The organism is Methanosarcina barkeri MS (assembly GCF_000970025.1).
In the GTDB taxonomy this organism is placed as follows: domain Archaea; phylum Halobacteriota; class Methanosarcinia; order Methanosarcinales; family Methanosarcinaceae; genus Methanosarcina; species Methanosarcina barkeri.
The window spans coordinates 2,932,683-2,953,414 of sequence record NZ_CP009528.1 but is presented as its reverse complement, the minus strand read 5'-3'; the positions used below and the strand labels follow the sequence as shown (position 1 = coordinate 2,953,414).

The following is a 20,732-nucleotide window of genomic DNA, read 5'->3' as shown; positions in this document are numbered from 1 at the left end:
ATAATAAGCAATGTTAATTTCAAACTCAGATCGTAAATTTTCCCGAAATTCAGGTATACACTGCCCTTAAGAATAGCACTTTATCTTAAGGACTTACACACTCGATGTATAAAATCAAGCACAATAACCACATCGTCTCAATCCTCATTTTGTTGGGCGGCGACATTTACGACTGAACCTTCTTTTATTAAAGTCGGCGTTAGATGCTCTGGAATATTCATTTGGATTTGTACACGCCCAAGTTCATATGCACCTTCAATGCTAAGCCCTCCTCCTAATGCCTGGTAAAAGCCAATAGCGAAGTCGATAGCAGCTTTATCACCGATTTCTTGGTTCATACCAATGACATATTTGATGTGTTTAGCGATGGCTTTTGCCTGAATCTCTGAGTAACAAGCGTTCAATATTACACAATTCACCTGACCACTAAATTGTTTAAATAACGCAGCCAACGCATCAGGTGTGATAGGGTGGGTTCCCCCTACTCGATTCTCAAAGCATAAAGCACCGGTAGGTGTGCCATGACCAGAAAAATGGACGATTTGCGGATGTGTATCAAGCAAAGCCTGGGATATATCTGATGGGCGAACCGCCAACTGTGGCAATTCCAATGTAAATTGATCCCGAAGCCTGGCCAATTTCATTTTCTCTTGAATCTCTCGAAATTCTTCACCAAGCCGCAGGCGAGATGCATCAGTGGGATCGGCTGCTAAGAAGAGTATCGAAACCTTATCGGTTTTTTCTTTAATTGGAAACGGTCGCCTATTCTCGGTATCTTTTCTTATGATACCACTATTGAAATCCTCCCATCGTGTTCTCAATTCTTTGGCAAATTCACAGCAATCTTGCCAGTATACGTGGATATCAAGCTTCCCAAAATAGTGATCCAGATATTCCTGAGCTTTTTCTATTTGGGCCTCAGAAACATCCCCTGGCACGAGCTGCACGGATAGGTGCGTTCTACGACTACTTATTTCTAAGTATTCACCAAGAATCCGAAAAAGAACACGGAAATCCCAATCAGTTATACTGTAGCCTAGAAAAAGAAGAGATGTGCCTGTAAGTGCCTCCTGAATACTCGGTGGAAGCAGGCTTTTTTCCATTGAATTGGCAGCAAAGAAGTCCAGATAGTCGTCCTCTGTTAGAACCAGTGACTCTGGTTTTTTATAGCAGCCGTGGAGGTGAAATACTAAAGGTTTCTCTGGAGTAGGAACATAGTCTGATGACGTCTGTTTGGATTTCCTGAGGTTTTTATTCCACCGACAATATTCTTGGATTGGTGTTTTGCCACGATTTTTAAGAGCTTGCACCATAAAGTCATCGTAATTTGTGGTAATATAAACTGGCAGTGGAAGATCGGCCAGCACTCTATGAAGTTCATCAGGATTATCGAAGTAACTTGGTGCAACTTCTTTTAACTTTTCTTTGATTTTTTTACAGACCATTTCCTTTGGAGTCATGACGTCTGTGATTACAGCCACAAACTGAGCCACACGTGTCAAGTCATCAGAATCTTTCATTGGGTAGTCGTAATCTTTTGCCCATTCACTTGCAATCTGGGAACCAACAGGAATCTTTTGAGAACAGGCACCAGCTCCAAGAAAGGGAGTACACTTCCCATCCTTGATTCTCCGAAGAAGGAGGTCCCAATCCTTCTCATTCAGCTTATTTGACATTATTAACCCCCCATCAAGTTAAATTTCATTTTCAATTTTTCTTGTGTTTATCTTCCTCACTCACCTGCGGTTTTGACTCCCGCCATTAACCTACTTTTGTAATCTGTCTCAGCTACATCCTGAAGTTCGATCACAGCCTGTACTGAGAGAACAGGCCCACCAGGCAGAAATAGCTACAAAGCCAAAAAAGCTTGTTTGCTGAATCGTTGCCCGGGGAAAGAACCAGCCTCGGATTGCAATATAAAAAATAAGCCCGAGCAATGCTCTGGGAAATGGCAAAAGAAGGCACATGGCAAGCCAGCTCAATGTTTTCGACTTTTGCTGTTAGTAACAACCTTGGACTATAATTATAAATTCTATATTACAATTTTTAGAAGTTTTATCTTTTTATGTAATTTCCCCTATTTGTCATCCCACCTGACCAAACGTTCCTCTTACTTTATCACTATATTTTCTCCTTTTAATATTTAATGGAATACTTAGAGGCTGTCTTAAAATTCAAACCATTTTCCCAGTTAGACAATGAGCAACGTTAATTTCAAATTCAGATCGTAAATTCTCTGAAATTCAGATACACATTGACCATAAGGCGTTATTTTCTCCCATAGAACTTATGCATTCGAAGTATAAAATAAAGTACAGTAAACATTAAATGCTACCGTTTTCCGGTTCAAATGCATGAATCTTACCCCAATTGTATAGTCAAATTTAATTTTAAGACACGATATAAGAGAGAAGGGAGCTCCAAAAAGTTATTAAGAGTCAGATTTATAGTTACCATTGTTGTGCCGTAACATTATTACATAATTATAAAATTATAAATCTATGTAGTGATGTTACACTTACTTTTATCATTAGATTTTGGAACTGAGTCTCTATTGGGTTTATGTATATTTCACAATTTAGTAGTTGCTAATAATGTCCGATGATGATCAAGTATATTTCTGAACAACGTTTTAAAAGAATATGCGTACCTTAGGATATTCTGGTAAGGAAAAATACCCTGTGATTGAAGAGGGATGTGATAACACGGATAAGGAAAAGGAGCCTACAGGTAAAGGGGAAATAGAAAGGTCAAAAAAAGAAAAGCTGCAAGCTATAGAAAAAATCTCAACTGGAGAAAATTCTGGTCTGGATGTATCTTTGGATGAGTCTCCAAAAAAGGAATTTCCAATTGTAGGCATCGGGGCATCGGCTGGTGGGCTAGCTGCATTCGAAGCCTTCTTTTCAGCCATGCCTTCAAACAAAGACCCAGGAGCGGCTTTTGTCCTGGTACAGCACCTGGATCCGAATTATAAAAGCATTCTTTCCGACCTAATCAGAAACTTTACCCGGATGCCTGTATACGAAGCTACAAATTGGGTAAATATTGAGCCTAACTGTGTTTACATCATCCCTCCTAACCGCGACATGGTTCTTCGGGATGGCGTGCTCCAGTTGATGGAGCCATCCCAGCCGCACGGTCGTCGCCTACCTATTGATATATTTTTCAGCTCTCTGGCCCAGGACAAGAAAGAGAAAGCTATTGGTATTGTACTCTCAGGTACAGGTAGTGACGGCACAAAGGGGGTGCAGGCTATTAAGGCTGAGGGAGGAATGGTAATGGCACAGACTCCCGAGTCCAGTGAATACAACAATATGCCTCTTAGTGCTATTGCCACAGGTCAGGTGGATTATGTCCTGAAGCCTGAAGAGATGCCTGCCCAGCTCATTGCCTATATTCCCTACGTCTTCGGAAAAACACACCAGGTAACCTCAAAATTTGAAGGTCTGATGAAAAATATATTCAATTTTCTTCACATCAAGACCGGTCATGACTTTTCTCACTACAAGTACGGTACCATCAATCGGCGCGTTGAACGGCGCATGGCTGTCCTAAATATTGAGAATGTAAATGAGTATGTGCGTTATTTAGAGCAAAAGCCTGCTGAAGTGGAAGTTCTCTTTCATGACCTTTTAATCGGTGTCACCAGTTTCCTCCGTAATCCTGAAGCTTATGAAGCACTCCAGGAACAGGTTATTCCGTGTCTCTTTGCTGGCAAGTACCCGGAGTCATCAATACGCGTCTGGGTGCCCGGATGTTCCACAGGTGAAGAGGCATATTCCATAGCCATTTTACTCCAGGAACAAATGGATAACTTGAACCAAAATTTTAAGGTGCAGATTTTCGCCACTGATATTGACAGTAAGGCTATTGAAAAGGCCCGTAGCGGCCTCTATCCAGCCAATATTGCCGTCGATATGTCCTCTGAAAGGCTTAAGCGCTTCTTTACTCTAGACTCAGACGGCTACTACCATATTCAGCACAATATTCGTGAAATGGTTATTTTTTCCGAGCAGGATATCATTAAGGACCCTCCATTCTCTAAGCTTGACCTCATCAGTTGTCGCAACTTGCTGATCTATATGGACAAAGAACTGCAGAAGAAGCTAATTCCCCTCTTCCACTACGCTTTGAACCCTGGTGGATTTCTCTTTCTTGGTCCCTCCGAAAATGTGGGCGAGTTCACAAATCTTTTTGACACGCTGGATCGCAGGTCAAAACTGTATATAAAAAAAGGAGGTCCTAGCAGTGATTATTTCCTTTCCATAGGGACTTTTATCCCACCATCAACGAAAAGCGAAGCCAGAAAGCCTTCAGGCAACGTTCCTGTAGAAATCAGACCTAAGCTGCGCGAGCTGATCGAGCAAGCAATGCTGCAATATTACGCCCCTGTAAGTGTTCTGATTGACGAACACGGTAATATCCTGTATATCTATGGTCGTACTGGCATGTACCTTGAACCAGCTTCGGGTGAAGTTGGTATGAACGTATTGAGTATGGCTAGAGAGGGATTAAGATCAGAATTGACTACGGCCCTGCACAGAGCCGTCATAAATAAAGCGCCAGTGTTTCATCCCAGAGTGAGAGTTAAAACCAACGGCGATTTCACCACAATTAATCTGGCAGTACGGCCTGTAGAGCGAAACCATGATACAACCACCTGGTTAAACTTGTTCCTGGTAACTTTTGAGGAAATTCCAGAGTCAGAGCAGATCGACACCGAAAAGTCCATCCACATAAATGCTGGAGAAAATGCCTGTAAAACGGATGTGGATGTGCGAATCTTAAAGCTGAAAAAGGAGTTACAGGCCAAGGAAGAAAGCCTCAAAGCTTCCAATGAGGAACTGGCGACTTCCAATGAAGAACTTAAATCTGCAAACGAAGAGATGCAGTCAGTCAACGAGGAACTGCAGTCCACAAATGAGGAACTGGAGACCTCAAGAGAGGAACTGCAATCAGTAAATGAGGAATTGGGCACGGTCAATATCGAACTGCAAAACAGGGTAGCTGACCTGTCTCAAGCCAATAACGACATGAATAACCTGCTGGCTGGAACAGGCATAGGCACTATCTTTGTGGACCATCAACTACGTATCATACGCTTCACTCCTCCGGCTACACGTTTGATAAACCTGATCCCATCAGATATTGGAAGGCCGGTTGGACATATTGTCTCAAACCTTCTGGGCTACAACCGCCTGGTAGAGGACATAAAGGAAGTGCTGGACAGCCTGATACCCAAAGATATTGAAGTCAAGACTAGGGAAAATACCTGGTATTTACTGGGCATCCGGCCTTATCGCACTCTTGAAAACACCATTGAAGGAGCGGTAATTACTTTTACGGATATTACCGAGATGAAACGGGTGAGGATTAAGGAGTCTGAAACCATGCGTCGTCTGGTTGCAGTAGTGCACGATGCAAGCGATGCTATAACGCTGCAGGATATGAAAGGCAATATCCTGGCTTGGAATCCAAAGGCAGAGAGTATTTATGGTTGGAGCGAAGCCGAAGCACTCTCAATGAATGTTAGCAGCATGATCCCGGAGGATCGGAAAACGGAAGAGTTGTCTATAGTGAAAAAGCTTAGCTGGGCTGAGGTTCTTGAACCTTACCGTACCCAAAGAATTACCAAAGATGGCAGGATAGTTGATATCTGGCTGACCGCCACTTCACTGGTAAATGAAACCGGTGAAGTGTATGCTATTGCAACCACGGAGCGAGAAATCAAATTAGAAGGTAATGAGACGAAAAATAAAAAATAAAAAGACTTTCCGGATCAGGCCGTCTTAAAACTCGACTTATTTCTACAATTGGATAATTGTCATTTTTGATTTTGAATTTAGGTCGTAAATTATTCTGAAATTCAGGAATATATTCACCTCGAAGTTGAATATACTATCCCAATTAGAGTCAATTGTAGTTTTGAGATAGGTAGTTTTGAGACAGCTTGAGATGATGACTTTTGTATAGGCTCAAGGAAGATCTCTTGATAAAAATACTCGATATCAGAAAATCTTGAGTTCCTGTCATCGAAGAAAGTATTATATTAGAGTAATTAGAGTAGACTAATGAATTAAGTTATTTTATAAGTATAAACCAGACTCACCTTGCTCAATATATACGTATTAATTTTCATTATAAAATTTATATGTGAAAAACACAATTGTTGGGGTCAGTCTTGATTAAATCTGAAAAAACTAACAGAACATATGTTTATGAGAATTAAATCTATTCTTGCGCTTACATTTTTCAGTAATTAACTTCGGGTTCAAAATACTATAGCCAAAATTGTGAAAAATAAGAGGATTGGGGCACGTAGATTGAGATAAGAAATATTTGCCTTTACATTCTCAGTTTGGAGGAAATTTGGAGTGAAAAAAAGCCTGAGGAAATCTGGCATTGATATTATTGGAGATGTGCCCTGGGGTACACATATTTGTCAATTCTATCAAACAAAAGAAGATTTTATGGATACGCTGGTTCCTTACTTCAAGACAGGACTGGAAAATAATGAGTTTAGCATGTGGATCACATCGGGACCCTTAGAAGTAGAATATGCAAAAGAATCTCTGAGAATGACTGTTCCTGATATTGATAGTTACTTGAAAAAAGGACAAATACAAATTATTCCCGACAGTCGGTTTTATGCAGAAGAGGGCGTTTTTGATTCGAAGAGGATCTTAAACAACTTGGTTGAAAAACTCAATCAGGCTCTGGCAAATGGATACGATGGATTGAGGTTAAGTGGAACTGCTTTGTGGCTGGAGAATAAGGATTGGAGTGATTTTGTTAACTATGAGATAAAACTGGACAGTGCCATAAGCAATTATCAGATGATAGCTCTCTGCACCTATTCTCTCGATAGGTTTGATGCAACGAAAATCATCGAGGCGGCTATCAATCACCAGTTTGTGTTAATCAAAAGGGAAGGAACATTGGAACAGATAAAAAATTCCAGGCGTGAGAAGGAAGAAGAAAGAATCCGGAGTTTAGCAGATATTGTGGAGTTATCAAATGATGCTATTTTAACTATATCGCTTGATGGCACTATTACCAGCTGGAACAAAGGTGCAGAGCAAACTTATGGCTATTCAACTAAAAAAATTATTGGGAAACCCATATCCATCCTTGAACCGTCCATCTTAGTTGAGGAAACAGAAGAGTTAATTGAACTGTTTAAACAGGGAGATAAAATCCACAATTATGAGACTTTACGGTTAAGAGAAGATGGTAGAGTAATAAACGTTTCAGTAACCTTTTCTCCGATTTTTGACGCCTCTAAAAATCTGATTTCTATTTCAGTTATCTCCAGAGATATAACTAGAAGTAAAAGAGTTGAAGAAAAACTCCGGAAAAGTGAAGAAAGATACAGAATCGCTACAGAGCAGACAGGGCAGGTGGTTTATGAATATGATTTAAGAACAGACAAGAGCGGTTGGGCAGGTGCTATAGAAGAAGTTACAGGTTATAGCCTTGAAGAGTTCCAGAGGTTTGGCAAGGAAGTGTGGCTTAAAAATATCCATCTGACAGATACGAGTAGTGGGGATGAAAAATTTCAGAGTGCTAGAAAGACCGGAGGTAGATTTAAGGAAGAATTAAGGTTGAGAAAAAAAGATGAAAGTTGTATTTATATAGAAAATAACGGAGTCTGGCTTAAGGGTTATGATGGCCAGCCTTGTGAGGCTATCGGAGTATTAAAAGACATTACTGAAAGAAAAAAGACAGAACATTTCCTTAAGAGTATAGAAACTGTCCGTAAAAAGGAAATCCACCACAGGATTAAGAATAACCTTCAGGTAATTTCTTCTCTTCTCGATCTTCAGGCTGATAAGTTCAATGATACGAAAGTTGTTGAAGCTTTCAGGGAAAGCCAGAATCGAGTAGTTTCTATGGCTCTCATTCACGAAGAGCTGCACGAAGGCGGGGAAAGCGAGGTACTGAACTCTTCTAAATATCTAGAAAGGCTTGTTGAGAACATTTTCCAGACGTACAGATCTAGAAATGCCGATATCAGATTGAACATGGATCTGGAAGAAAATATTTTTTTTGATATGGATACTGTAGTTCCATTAGGGCTAATCGTCAACGAACTCGTTTCAAATTCTCTTAAACATGCATTTGTCGACAGAGATAACGGGCAGATTCAAATTAAACTTTGTAAAGGGAAATCAGGTGGATATAAAGACAATATAGCAGGAAGCAAAAAAGAGGAATCTCAAGGTACCAGTTTCATCCTGATAGTCTCAGACAATGGAATAGGTATACCCGGAGAGTTTGATCTGGAGAATCCTGTTAGCCTTGGCATGCAACTGGTAAACACTCTCATAGACCAGTTAGAAGGCAAACTTGAACTAAAAAAAGACAATGGGACAGAATTTACTATAAAATTTAGAGTGATGTAAAAAAGTAAAATGTAAAAAAAGAATTGTGTGCAGGTTGCTGGTTTTAATTTTTAATAAAGATAGTCGTGTGTGCAGGTTGCTGGTTTTAATTTTTAATAAGAAATAGTCATGTGTGTAGGTTACTGGTATTAGTTTTTAATAAAGATAGCCGCGTATGTAGGTTACTAATTTTAGTTTTTAATAAAGATAGTCGTGTATGTAGGTCACTAATTTTAGTTTTTAATAAAGATAGTCGTGTATGTAGGTTACTGGTTTTAGTTTTTAAAAGGAAATAGTCATGTATGTAGGTTGCTGGTTTTAGTTTTTAAAAGGAAATAGTCATATCTGTAGGTTAATGGTTTTAGTTTTTAATAAAAATAGTCATCACCAATTATTATCTCCCGCATGTACCCGACAAGGATTTCCTCTGATTTCCTCCTCCATACCAGTGACGTCTTGCTAGATTGTATGCTCTCTGATATTAATATAGAGTTCTATCAAATCGGGTCTCAAACCAAACAATATGACCAGTAATGAATTTATAACGGTTTCCTTGTATAAGAGGAATAAAAATAGTATTGATCAGGAATATTTAATATATTTTAATAGTTCTTTTAGAAAAGTTGCAATAAGGAGTTATATCATGAAATTAGATTTCAAAGACCTTGCTCTCAGGTTCGTCTTCGGGGGAATTGCTGTTGCTGCCTGTTATATCATGCTGCAGATAATACCTTCAAAATCTTTTGCTGGAGTTTTTGCAGCTTTTCCAGCTGTTATGGTAGCTGCCGTGATAATGGCAGGACATTTCGGAAGCTCTGAGCAAGCTTCTGACATTGCCCTTGGAGCTAGTGCAGGGATGATAGGTTGCACTATATGTGTGCTCACTGCTGCTCTCTGTATGGAGTACCTTAACAGGTGGAGCTTTTCAATTATTATTGCTCTTTTAATCTGGTTTGTCAGCTCATGCTTATCAACCAGGTTGATCCAGAGTTTCCTGGGAAAAATGAAAGAAAAAAGGCAGCAAAAAACACACTATTGAGCTTTGAAATTCCAGAAAAGCCCTTAACAAAGAAATTCTTCCGGGCTCATCTTTACCACCCTTCTACGGACTTTCCTGGACTTTTCCGGGATTTATATTCATTCAAATATTTTGGAATTTTCACTCATGTGTTTGTTATTTTATTTACTTGACTTATTGTTTTAATTTCATTGGTTCTCCACAGCATGTTACATTGCCGGTACAGCATGCGTCGGTAGAGCAGGATACATCTCCGCACTCCTTTACTACCTGAAGTTCAAAACCACATGCTTCGCAACGAAGAACCTGACCCATTTTTAAGTCTCCGCAGTTCATTTTCGTGTCACCTCAATATCCTTGATATGGAAAGTATGTAATTTAGGTTCAAACTGCTTTTGAAACAATGATTCTGAAAATTAGTCTATAAAATAGCCCTGAATTCTCTGAAAAGCAGGATCTTTGAACGCAGGAACAATAGATAATCCAGGGTAGGAATATCCGCTCAAATCCAGACCAGATTATAAAAGTGGGAAAGGGCATCCTTACTATATTTTCTTTTTAGTCATTCTTCTAGACTTTTCTATGCTTCAGTTTCAGTTATATTTTTAAACATCCACTCTATCAGAAGAGTAAATTCTTATCATATTTGCCGCAAATACCTATAGCAATCTGGCAAAACCTATTTTCGGATCAAAAACAGGAAATGTTTCTATGAAGATGAACCCACGCTGTACCTATTGCCTGCTTTCAAGAGTACATTTTCAGTCTAAACTTTCTACTGACGATGAAGACCTAATAAGCAAGACCATTAAGGAATGCCTTAAAGTTGTGACCAAAAACTACAGCCCAGACGTGGTATCTGCTTCCGTAGCCACTAAAGTTCACAGAAAATGCTACGAGGTTCTGGAAGACAATGACCCTTATGCGGTAACAAAGAAACTTATCGACCAGGCTGCGCTGAAAGTCCTGCCTGTAGCGAAAGAAAATATTTACAAAAATTCTCCTGATAATGGGGAACTTTTCAGGCGTGCAGTACTGGCATCTGTGATTGCGAATTACTTTGATTTCGGAATTATGGGGTTTGATGCCAGTGAAGACAAATTTGAGGCTGCTTTTCAGAAATACTTTGAACAAGGACTTGGTGTGGATGACACTCCCAAAATGCTCGGGCTCATGCAGGACGTTGTTTACATTGCCGACAATTGCGGAGAAATTCTCTTTGATACGCTCGTTTTTGATATCATCAAAAAACTCGGTGGAAAGATCACACTCGTAGTTCGGGGTGGACCCATTCTGACAGACGTGACATTAGAAGAGGTAAGAGAATTCGATATTGATAAAAAAGTCGATAGAGTCCTGACAACCGGTTCAAATGCCGTAGGTGTCCTGATTGAGGAGGCTCCGGCCGAACTTCTTCAGGCAATGAAAGATGCGACTCTTATTATTAGCAAGGGCATGGCCAATTACGAAACCCTATCCGAGCATAATTTTGGGGCAATTGCGTACATGCTTCTTACTAAATGTGAGTGTGTTGCTGAAGACCTGGGACTTGAAAAGGACTTGTCCATTGCAAAACTGATGAACTATCCCTGAGTTTTACTGTCCCTGAGTTTTCCTCTGAGAAGTTTTCGGAAGCTTCTTATCTATCAGGCTCACTAATAGCTATAGCTATGGATGGCATAAAAACAATTTAATGCATGCAGTAGCGCATGTAGTTAGCGCATGTAGTAAAGTGCTAATACCACGGCATAGAAAATATTATTATACTGAATTTAGACCAACAAAATTGAAAAATATAAAATGAATTATAAGGAGAAATATAAAAATGTGTGAACTCAATGTGTTCTTGCTTCGTGGAGATGAGCGTGAGAGAGTTATGGATTCCGTAGCAAGGATTCTGGTTGAAGGTAAATCAATCCAGCTTACTGGAATTCTAGGAGATCAAATGACTGTTGAAGGCTCAATTAGGGAAATTAACTTCTCACGGGGAGAAGCCCTTATCCTTGCAAATTAAACTTTTTATTTTTTTCGTTTTACTTCTTCTTTCAGAGCTGACATTCTTTCCTATCTTTATCTCCTTTTTCCTGTCTTTATCTTCTTTTTTCCGGTCCATCTCCTTTTTCCTATCTTTATCTCTTTCTTTTCCTTCCTACTCAGTTTTCCTGTCTTTGTCTCTTTCTTTTCTTTCCTGTTCAATTTTCAGGCATAACCTATCGAAAAAGGATCTGTAAGCTTCCGAATTTCGGAATCTGTCTTCTAGTTTCTTTAATTAATAAGATATCTCGGGAAAAGCATTTATCTGACTTTATCTATAATAACTCCATGTGTTCCAAGATACCAGGTTCAGACTTAAGTTGAGATACTCGAAAAAGATCTGCTAAAGCGATATCTTGGATTATGTGTCGGGCAGTTTGCAATGAACAGGTCAAGATTGTAGAAAAAGTTGTACTTCTGGATAAACCTTAAATTTATGCCTGCATTCTAGACTTATGTAATATGTAATCTTTTGTCCGAAATTACGATATTCGGTTAAATTTAAATTTTTAGTGATTTAGGCTATATATCAAGTTGGGTAGAATTGGATTATAAAGGATTGGATAAAATGGTTAAAGCAAAAATCGCAGTAAATGGTTACGGAACTATTGGAAAAAGAGTTGCAGATGCCGTTAGGGCTCAGGACGATATGGAAGTTGTTGGAATTTCCAAAACAAAGCCGAACTATGAAGCTGCAGTGGCTCACCAGCTAGGATATGACATATATGCCCCAGCTGCAAATCTTGAAGCTTTTGAGAAGGCAGGAATGCCCGCAGCTGGGACAGTTGAAGAAATGGTCGAAAAGGCTGACCTGGTTGTAGACTGTACGCCCGGGGGAATCGGTGAAAAAAATAAGCCTATGTATGAAAAGGCCGGGGTAAAGGCAATCTGGCAGGGCGGCGAAAAGCATTCACTTACAGGTTTTTCATTTAATGCGATTTGCAATTACGAGAAGGCTGTGGGCCGTGACCTTGTAAGGGTTGTCTCATGCAACACAACAGCACTTTGCAGGGCTATTTACCCGATAGATAAAGAACTGGGGGTAAAAAAGGCCAGGGTAATTCTTGCAAGGAGAGCAACCGATCCTAATGATGTAAAGAAAGGGCCAATTAATGCAATCGTACCTGATCCTATTAAGCTTCCGTCCCACCACGGGCCTGATGTAAAAAGTGTGCTTCCACAGATTAATATTACAAGTGCAGCCCTGAAGATCCCGACAACCCTGATGCACGTACACACCGTGAATATGGAAGTCGAGAAGGATTGCACTGTAGATGATGTTAAAAACATCTTTGGTTCCCAGCCAAGAATCCGTTTCGTGGGACAGGGCATGTCGTCTACAGCGGAAATTATGGAATTTGCCAGGGATATGAAGCGCCCCAGAAACGATATGTGGGAGAACTGCATATGGCCTGAATCAATAACCGTAGGGGATAAGGAGCTTTATTTCTTCCAGGCTGTCCATCAAGAATCGATTGTAGTTCCGGAAAATGTGGACGCTATAAGGGCCATGATGGAACTTGAAAGCGACGGTGCAAAGTCAATTGAAAAGACAAATAAGGCTATTGGCCTGTCTAAAGAGTAATACAAATAAAGGTGCCGGAATCTAAGTTTATATCGACTCCGGCTTTGATTGTTTCCGGATATTCAACCTGAATATCTGGAACTATATTTCTGGGACCCAGAAATTTCATACATAAATTATATATTTTGCATTGTATTCCTTACTACCTCAAAGATCGAAAATTCGAAATCCTTATCTTTTGAATGAAGGAAATAGAATTTGGAACTTTTAATTGGGAAAAATGGCTAAGACATGAATTCAACAAATTCAGGATTTTTGAAATTATCTCGAGAGGCTTTTAAAGCCGCATCAGATTCTATCTGTGATCTTGCAGGTACTGATGCTGCAGGCAGTTTTGTTTGTATGGGAGCCGACGGTACTCCGACTACCAAAATAGACCTCGCAGCAGAGGATGCTATCGTCGAAGTCCTTAAAGAAGACGGCAGGTCAATGAGAATTATCAGCGAAGAGCTTGGCGAACGTGTTTTAGGGGATTCACCTGAGTTTTCTGTTGTTCTAGATCCGCTTGATGGGACATATAATTCCTCAGTAGGAATTCCATTTTACAGTGTTTCTCTAGCCGTTTCTTCTCACGACCTTTCAGACCTCAGGTTCGGGTATGTGAGTAACCTTGCATTACGCGAGGAATACTATGCAGAAGCTGGAAAAGGGGCTTACCTTAACGGAAAAAGAATAAAAGCTTCCGTTAACTCGGAGCTGAATAAATTGTGCGTCAGTGTTTACGGCTACCGGCAAAATATAGAAAGGACCCGAAAGATATGCAGTAGCGTCAGAAGGGTGAGGTTATTCGGAAGTGTAGCCCTTGAGCTGTGTTATGTAGCCTCAGGCAGGCTTGATGCTTTTGTTGACGTCCGAAATGCTTTGCGCGTGACTGACGTGGCAGCAGGGCAGTTGATTCTGGCCGAAGCAGGCGGGCTTGTTACGGACGGATACGGAAATTCTTTAAGACTTCCTGATAATGTTACTTCAAGAGTGGAAATGGTTGCGTCCAACGGACATGTACACGAAAAGCTTTTAGAATTACTCTTTGGAGGATAAGTTGGCGATAAAAAAAATAGGAATATCTGCGCGCTGCGACAGGCCTGAAATAATTGAAAAGGTAAGAGAAATTCTTGCTCATTTCAGTTCAAAGGTTCAAATTTTTGTCGCCACTCCCACGGCTGAGGTACTAGGAATAGAAGGTACTCCGGTTGAAAAAATGAGAGATGAAGGAGTGGAACTCATTATTAGCGTAGGAGGGGATGGCACAGTCCTCCGGAATATTGCTAAGATGAAAGACCCTCTTCCCATACTTGGAATCAATATGGGTACGCTTGGCTTTCTTGTAGATGTTGAGCCCGAAGACGCCCTTGAAACTATAGAAGAGGTGCTTTACGGTTTTTCTTACAGCGACAGAATGCGAGTCGATGTTTTCCTTAACGGGGAAATGCTTGAGACTGCAACGAACGAGATTGCAATAATGTCTGCAAAGCCTGCGAAGATCATTCAGTTTGAGGTTTATGTTGGAGATTGCCTTCTGGACTCGATGCGTGCGGATGGTGTGGTTTTTGCGACCCCTACAGGCTCTACTGCTTATGCGATGAGCGCAGGCGGTCCTATCATAAGTCCAAGGGTAAATGCTATCGTGGTTGTTCCTGTCGCTCCTTTTAAACTCTCCTCAAGGCCCTGGGTTATCCCGTCAGACAGCGAGATTACTATAAGGCTGTCGGCTCCAAAAAAAGAGGCTGTTATTGCGATTGACGGACAAAAATCATACAGGATCAAGCCTGCTGATGTTGTTAAACTTAAGAAATCCAGATTTCCTGCGCGCTTTGTAAGGATTTCAGATACCTGCTTTTATGAAAGGGTCCAGAGAAAACTTACCTGAGAGCAAGCTTTGATTTTTATCTGAGAATAAGCTTTTACGTTCACCTTAGAGCAAGTCTTTACTTGTTACTCTGAGTAAACTTTTACTTGTTACTCTGAGAGACCCCTTAACTTCTTAATTTTAAAGATGCTTCATTAAGTATTGAGAAAAAGTCTTTGCATATAACTAGAGAAGTATCTTTAAACTCACTTTTTGAACCCACTTTCTAAACTTACTTTCCGCAGTATTTTTCCGGATAGTCATTGTTTTTCCGCTATCGATTTTAATCTTAACGTCAATTTATTAGCTTTCTGTACAGGAGTTAAAAATGGCTAGATGGTATGTTCAGAGACCAAAAAAAGATTGTATCCAATTTTCAGCAAAATTTCAATTTGGCTTTGTTATTTGAGGGGTTTCAAAAAACGCTATCGAAAAAAATATTGATTTTCAAAAAAATACTGTGGAATAGAGGTTTAAACCAGAAAAATGGTTTTACTCAATAATTATGCTTTCTTATTAATTTCAGTTTTTTTCTCTGTCCTGGAGATCTTTTAATCTTCTCATGAATCTTTAACTGAAAATCTACAGATATAATCTAATTTGTCAAACTTGAGCTTATTTTTACCCAGTTTTTCGAGAAGCCGTTGCCGGAAATTCTATTCCTCCAAGGAAAACATTTATACATATGCAGGTAAAGCTATGCTTAATTTTTACGAGATACAGGATTTTCTGACTTTTAGGGGCGTTTGAACCCTCGTACCTCCTTATTCAGCCTTTGAGTTATTTTTCAGATGAATCATCTATATATCATTAAAAATAATTAAAAATTCATCACAGTAATTAAAAATCACAGGAAGTAGTAGTAATGTCAGAGAGCGAGCAGTATTCCAGAAACGAACTTATGGATTTTATCGAATATCGCCCCCTAGATATCGAAATCTGTGACGTGACCCTGCGCGATGGGGAACAGACTCCAGGCGTTGTGTTCACAAAGGAACAGAAGCTGGCAATGGCCAGTGAACTTGATTCTATGGGTGTCGAGGTTATAGAAGCCGGATTTCCGGTAGTTTCCGCAAATGAAAAGGAAACCGTTAAGGAAATTGCAAATCAGGGCTTTAATTCAAGGATCTGCTGCCTCTCAAGAGCAGTAAAAGGGGACGTGGACGCTGCACTTGAATGTGATGTCGATATTGTGAGTATTTTTATTGCAATGTCGGACATGCACCTCAAATACAAGTATCATCGAAGCCTGGAGGAGATGCTTGGCTGTGCCAAGGAAACCATTGAATATGCGACCGATCACGGGTTAAAAGTACGTTTTGCAGCCGAAGATGCTAGCCGGACCCCGATTGACCGCCTGAAAAAGGCTTTCAAGGAAGTCGAAAATGAATATAAGGTGCAGTACTTAAGCCTTGCAGATACGATCGGTATCCTTAACCCTACAACGACACACTATCTTGTTAGTGAAATTTTCAAGGAAGTTAATACCTCAATCTGTATCCACTGCCATGACGACCTAGGAATGGCCACCGCAAATACCCTTGCAGCTGCTGAGGCCGGGGCAAAACAGCTCCATACCACAGTTAATGCGATCGGAGAACGTGCAGGAAATGCTTCCCTTGAAGAAGTAATGGTAGCCCTAAGGGTTCAGTACGGTATTGACCGCTATGACACCACGAAGCTAACTTCGCTTTCCAGAATGGTTTCGGAATATTCAGGTATCACGCCCCCGGTAAATAAAGCGGTTGTTGGGCAAAACGCCTTTACTCATGAATCCGGAATCCATGTTGCAGCAATCCTGGAAGAACCGCGTACTTATGAACTCTTCCTCCCGGAAATGGTTGGTGGGAAGCGCAATCTTGTCGTAGGAAAGCATACCGGCACAAAAGCCTTAAAAGGCATTATTAACAGCATAGGCTTCTGCCTTGAGCGGGAGGAACTCTGCGCCCTGATCGATAAAGTCAAGGTCTGCACCGAAGAAAAACATAAAAGCATCTCACGGGATCAGCTCGAAAGGCTGATTACTCAGGTCAGGCAGGAAAGTAAAACAACAGAAAAGGGAGAGGAGAAGTTTTCTATTTGAAAACTCTGAACTTTCACATAGATTCATTTGCTTTTTTCCTCATTTAAAACTTGTTTCATTTATTTTTTGATTTTCGGTTAATTTTTTGATTTTCGGTTAATTTTTTGATTTTCGGTTAATTTTTCTATTTCTGGTTAATTTTTTGATTTCCAGTTATTTTTCGATTTCTATTTATTATTCGATTTCCAGTTACCTTCCCATTTTCAGCTACCTTTCCATTTTTAGTTATTTTTCTGATCTGAGCTTTTTATCTGGTGCAGAAGCTTTTTGACCTGTGGTTTTGGCAGAAAATCTCCTTGAAAATAGACATGCAACTGCAAGCAGTGTAACTGTGAAACTCACAGGCAGGAAATGAATAGCTGAAGTTTTCTTTGTTGCTGTTTCATTTAGAGTCCAGTGCCTGACATCTCCAACCGTATTTCCTTCAATAGCAAAACATTCATGTGTGCCGTTTTGTTCAAAATCGAAGATCCAGATGTCTTCGTTTCTTTTAAAAGAAATTTCTATATCCTTTAATTCTCCAGGGTTTAACCCTGCTTCAGCAGCACTTTGCCTGGCAAGTTCAAGTGCTTGAGTTTTTGAGCGGACTGGGCCCGAAAGCAAGAGTTCCGGCTGTTCGAATTTCACAAATTCATATGCTTCTGTTGTATATTTGAGACCCCTTCCAAACCCCCAGCTTCCGTTACTCAAACTTATTTCCACTTGATATGGGCCGTTTAATTCATTCTCGCGGATTCTTCCGCCTTCAAAATTGAGGAGAACCTTACTGGTATTTCCATCCAAGTAGGTGGAATTTTTTGCTAGGTTAATCGCACGAAACTCATGAACTGTTGAACCTTTACTCTCATGATAACCCAGGTCTACACTCAGGTCTCCCGTGAAAAAATAAGTAGAAGGCGCGTCACTCTGAGCATTAAACTTAACTACCAGGTAATCATACAGCCCATCTCCATCCAGATCTAGCCCGTAATCGGAAACCGGTCCAACGACCTGAACGGGATTTTGAGGACCTGCTGTCTCTTCAGGATCTTTGTCTGCTATAGCAGGACTCATCAATGCAAAAAGTAATATCAGTGAAAGAGTAAGTTGAAATAATATCCTTTTTTTCTTCTCAATCAAAATGTATATTTTCGAACCCATATTATATATCCCCGGCTCTAACCAGTCAGAGGCAACTTTAAATAAAAGTGAAAAATTTAAATTGAAATATAATAAATTTAAAAAATGTTTTTAGGGCTTAAGCCCTGTATGTCAAACCCCACTCTGACCTTTTCGGTGGGTTTGCCTCAAGCATTTCTCTCCATTTTTCATCGTTCAGGCGAGCTTCGATCGGCTGCTTGAACTCGTAATAGCTCATAACAGGCCCTACAGCCAGGAAAATCCTGCCGTCAGGAACCTTGTAAGCCACAATCGCCATATCCACGTATCCTGTTCCTTCCTCAAGTACGAGTCCGTCATTTGGTTCAGTGTAAACATCTGCAACAAGGGTAGTTTTCCTGGCTTCTTCGTCAACACTTGCACTCATTAGAATCATTTCTCCAAACTTGGAGATGTAAACTTTATCTTCCTCTGTCAGTTCCTCGTTTTCAAGTTCCTTTTCGGAAATCTCGATAAGCCTTTCCAGCATAATCTCAAGGCTTTCGAATCTTCCTTCTGTATCTTCATCAAGCACATCCAGTTCTTCAAGCCCATCTTCAGTCATCCTGGTAAGGGCTAACAGCCTGTTATAAAATTCAGGTACCGGTTCCACATATCCCACGGGTTTGTCCCCAAATACAGGAAGTGATACATCCATTCCATAGAGCTGTTTTGAATAAAGAATCGTATCGTGCCTGAGTTCGGTCCAGGAAGCCAGCGACGTACTCAGTTCCTTGTCCTTCCAGGCGTCGGTTTGCATAAAAGTCGGGTATCCTGAGCCGTAGTCTTTCAGGAGGGGTTGAAGGGAATAAAGCCAGGACCAGTAGAGGTTTCTGTTCCAGTCGGCTGCGCTGAAGTTCGAAAACTCCGAATCCAGTTCCCCGTACCTAAGACTGTAATTTTTATAACTGGAATCATTCAGTTCGCCAAGCCAGTAAACAGCCCTTTCCGATCCCATCAGAGCCATCGCATCAAGCCCTCGAGGGAAGCCCCTGTTGTTCCCGTATTCGGAAGCTGTATAGGTGAAAGGTACGTGCTCCTGATTTCCAGTGTACTCTTTAGTATAGGGACCAGTGAGCCTGGAGAAAAGATAAGAATCAGGGATAAAACGCTGCCCTATGAACCTGAAACCTTTCGTATCCTCAAGGAGTTGATCTGCCTGTTCAGCCGTTAGAATAAGCTCGTGGGCTCCACTTCCAGTACCGCCATAAATCTCCGGGCTCCGATATCCTGCAAGCTTTACTTTCAGTTTTTCCACTGTTGTTGCGTTAAAGTTCCTTGACCCATTTCCAAATACTGATTCTATTGCTTCCATATATTCGTAATGTCCGAGATCGTCAGAGATGCCCACATAAAAAGCCGTAATCTTGTAGATCCGGTCCCATTTCTTGAAGAGATCGGGATCGTCTTTAAGCTGGGAACTTATCAGGCCTGCCTGGATAGTCTGGATGCGGGCATCTTTTGCAGGATCTTCCGATTTAATTAATTTCTCTTTCAGTAGCATGCTCATCCTGCCGTGCCACATAAACGCCCTGAAATAATTTTGCAGTATTTCGGAGTGAGTATAGTGACCTCGCGGCACGTACTGGGAATAATCTTCCTTATATTTGAAAATCGGAGAAAGTTCAAAACCCTGGTGAGCTTCAATCAGGGCAAGTTCGGCTTCAACATCTTTTTTTACAAACTCAGGGATCTCAAACTGATATTTTTCCTTTGCTGAAGGGTCAAAGTATACTCCTGCCTCAGGACCGTAAGGATCCGTTATCTCCTTTATTTGTTCCTCTTTGGGTTGGAGCAGGCTCAAAGCAACTGAAAAGTAGGCTGCGTTTCTTCTTGCGGCTTCCTTTTCTTCTCCTGAAGCTCTATTATAATCCTCTACAGATGCATTAAGCAAGGATTTATCAAGTTCCCACAAAAGATCGTATAACTTATTTTGCTCGAGCTGGCTCATACTGTCATCAAACTGGACGTGGTAGAGGTGGAGAAGAGTATCTGAAGTTATGAATATCAACTGCCCTTCGTTTTCAAGGCTGTTATACATAGCAGTAATGTCATCTTCTTTCGAATCGTAAGGATTGGAAATTACAACAAACCCATTTTCTTTCAGCTTCTCCAGAGCTGTTTCATCGGTCAGAAATTTATGAGAAAACTTTCCATAATTCGTAATATCGGATTCTTGTAGGGGAAGTTCGTATTGGGGAGATTTTAGTTCTATATCAAGAGCGTCAAGTCTGTAATTCTCTGCAAGCGATGAATTCTCGGCCTCAAAACCGGAAAGATTTACTGCTTCGGTTTTCAGATAGCCCGTTGAAGTATTTCTATCACTGTCCACTTCTTCTATCATTTCAGTTCCGTCCTTTTCGTTTAATCTGGAACTTTGCTCCAGGCATCCTCCTGTAAAAATGGAAACCAGAAGAATAAGAAATATCATAAGAGTTATAACTGTCTGAGTTAGATTCTTCATTCTTTCATCTCGGTCGCTCTGGATCAGTATCTTATTCGAGCTTTGCTCGCTCAGAGGGGGTGGGGTTTGCCTTCTAAATACATAGGTTCAGATTTTTGGTCAGACGTCTTGTTTTGCAACCGAAGATCTGTATATGGGGTCAAACATTTTCAAATATTAACTTTTTTATGTTTGTTGGACT

General features: G+C 40.5%; 15 protein-coding genes. 9 read left to right on the top strand and 6 right to left on the bottom strand.

The window, feature by feature from the left end; genetic code table 11:
• Nucleotides 1-137: 137 nt before the first annotated feature.
• Nucleotides 138-1,676, bottom strand: a complete 1,539-nt coding sequence (locus MSBRM_RS11855) for an SIR2 family protein (RefSeq protein WP_048155831.1) — start codon at nt 1,674-1,676, stop codon at nt 138-140.
• Nucleotides 1,677-1,784: 108 nt separating this feature from the next.
• The gene (locus tag MSBRM_RS11850; protein WP_048155827.1) at nt 1,785-1,982 is read right to left on the bottom strand and encodes a hypothetical protein; all 198 of its coding nucleotides are present in this window, start codon (nt 1,980-1,982) and stop codon (nt 1,785-1,787) included.
• Between the two features lie 660 nt (nt 1,983-2,642).
• On the opposite strand from MSBRM_RS11850, the gene MSBRM_RS11845 reads away from it, so the two are divergent.
• From MSBRM_RS11845 to MSBRM_RS11835, 3 genes are all read left to right on the top strand, one after another.
• Entirely contained in the window at nt 2,643-5,765 is a 3,123-nt protein-coding gene (locus tag MSBRM_RS11845) for a chemotaxis protein CheB (protein WP_230629071.1), read from the top strand.
• A gap of 609 nt (nt 5,766-6,374) precedes the next feature.
• Entirely contained in the window at nt 6,375-8,405 is a 2,031-nt protein-coding gene (locus tag MSBRM_RS11840; protein ID WP_052712874.1) for an MEDS domain-containing protein, read from the top strand.
• Nucleotides 8,406-9,027: 622 nt separating this feature from the next.
• A complete protein-coding gene (locus tag MSBRM_RS11835; RefSeq protein ID WP_048116548.1) occupies nt 9,028-9,423 on the top strand; it encodes a DUF3147 family protein in 396 nt (131 codons plus the stop codon).
• A gap of 153 nt (nt 9,424-9,576) precedes the next feature.
• Here MSBRM_RS11835 and MSBRM_RS20880 read toward each other — a convergent pair whose 3' ends face one another.
• On the bottom strand, nt 9,577-9,738 hold the full coding sequence (locus MSBRM_RS20880) for a hypothetical protein (RefSeq protein ID WP_176722184.1): 162 nt from the start codon (nt 9,736-9,738) through the stop codon (nt 9,577-9,579).
• Between the two features lie 375 nt (nt 9,739-10,113).
• Here MSBRM_RS20880 and MSBRM_RS11830 point away from each other — a divergent pair, with 375 nt between their 5' ends.
• Nucleotides 10,114-10,995, top strand: a complete 882-nt coding sequence (locus tag MSBRM_RS11830; RefSeq protein ID WP_048116551.1) for a damage-control phosphatase ARMT1 family protein — start codon at nt 10,114-10,116, stop codon at nt 10,993-10,995.
• 232 nt (nt 10,996-11,227) lie between these two features.
• Nucleotides 11,228-11,416 (top strand): CooT family nickel-binding protein, encoded by a 189-nt coding sequence (locus MSBRM_RS11825; protein ID WP_048116554.1) that lies wholly within the window; start codon nt 11,228-11,230, stop codon nt 11,414-11,416.
• A 56-nt stretch (nt 11,417-11,472) separates the two neighbouring features.
• Here MSBRM_RS11825 and MSBRM_RS21785 read toward each other — a convergent pair whose 3' ends face one another.
• Complete coding sequence (locus MSBRM_RS21785; protein WP_255361979.1) at nt 11,473-11,598, bottom strand: hypothetical protein; 126 nt, start codon at nt 11,596-11,598, stop codon at nt 11,473-11,475.
• A 406-nt stretch (nt 11,599-12,004) separates the two neighbouring features.
• Between MSBRM_RS21785 and MSBRM_RS11820 the strand changes: the two genes are divergently transcribed.
• The 4 genes from MSBRM_RS11820 (at nt 12,005) to MSBRM_RS11805 (ending at nt 16,950) form a co-directional block, all read left to right on the top strand.
• Nucleotides 12,005-13,021 carry a type II glyceraldehyde-3-phosphate dehydrogenase gene (locus MSBRM_RS11820; RefSeq protein WP_048116556.1) on the top strand — a complete coding sequence of 339 codons (1,017 nt, stop codon included), beginning with the start codon at nt 12,005-12,007 and terminating at the stop codon, nt 13,019-13,021.
• A 231-nt stretch (nt 13,022-13,252) separates the two neighbouring features.
• Nucleotides 13,253-14,059, top strand: coding sequence for a bifunctional fructose-bisphosphatase/inositol-phosphate phosphatase (locus tag MSBRM_RS11815; protein WP_048116559.1), 807 nt, complete (start codon nt 13,253-13,255; stop codon nt 14,057-14,059).
• 1 nt (nt 14,060) lies between these two features.
• Nucleotides 14,061-14,888, top strand: coding sequence for an NAD(+)/NADH kinase (locus MSBRM_RS11810; protein ID WP_048116562.1), 828 nt, complete (start codon nt 14,061-14,063; stop codon nt 14,886-14,888).
• An 844-nt stretch (nt 14,889-15,732) separates the two neighbouring features.
• On the top strand, nt 15,733-16,950 hold the full coding sequence (locus tag MSBRM_RS11805; RefSeq protein WP_048116565.1) for a homocitrate synthase family protein: 1,218 nt from the start codon (nt 15,733-15,735) through the stop codon (nt 16,948-16,950).
• Between the two features lie 225 nt (nt 16,951-17,175).
• Here the strand turns inward: MSBRM_RS11805 and MSBRM_RS11800 are convergent, their stop codons facing one another.
• A complete protein-coding gene (locus tag MSBRM_RS11800) occupies nt 17,176-18,090 on the bottom strand; it encodes a hypothetical protein (RefSeq protein WP_048116568.1) in 915 nt (304 codons plus the stop codon).
• A gap of 97 nt (nt 18,091-18,187) precedes the next feature.
• Nucleotides 18,188-20,551, bottom strand: a complete 2,364-nt coding sequence (locus MSBRM_RS11795; RefSeq protein ID WP_048155824.1) for a DUF3160 domain-containing protein — start codon at nt 20,549-20,551, stop codon at nt 18,188-18,190.
• Nucleotides 20,552-20,732 lie beyond the last annotated feature (181 nt).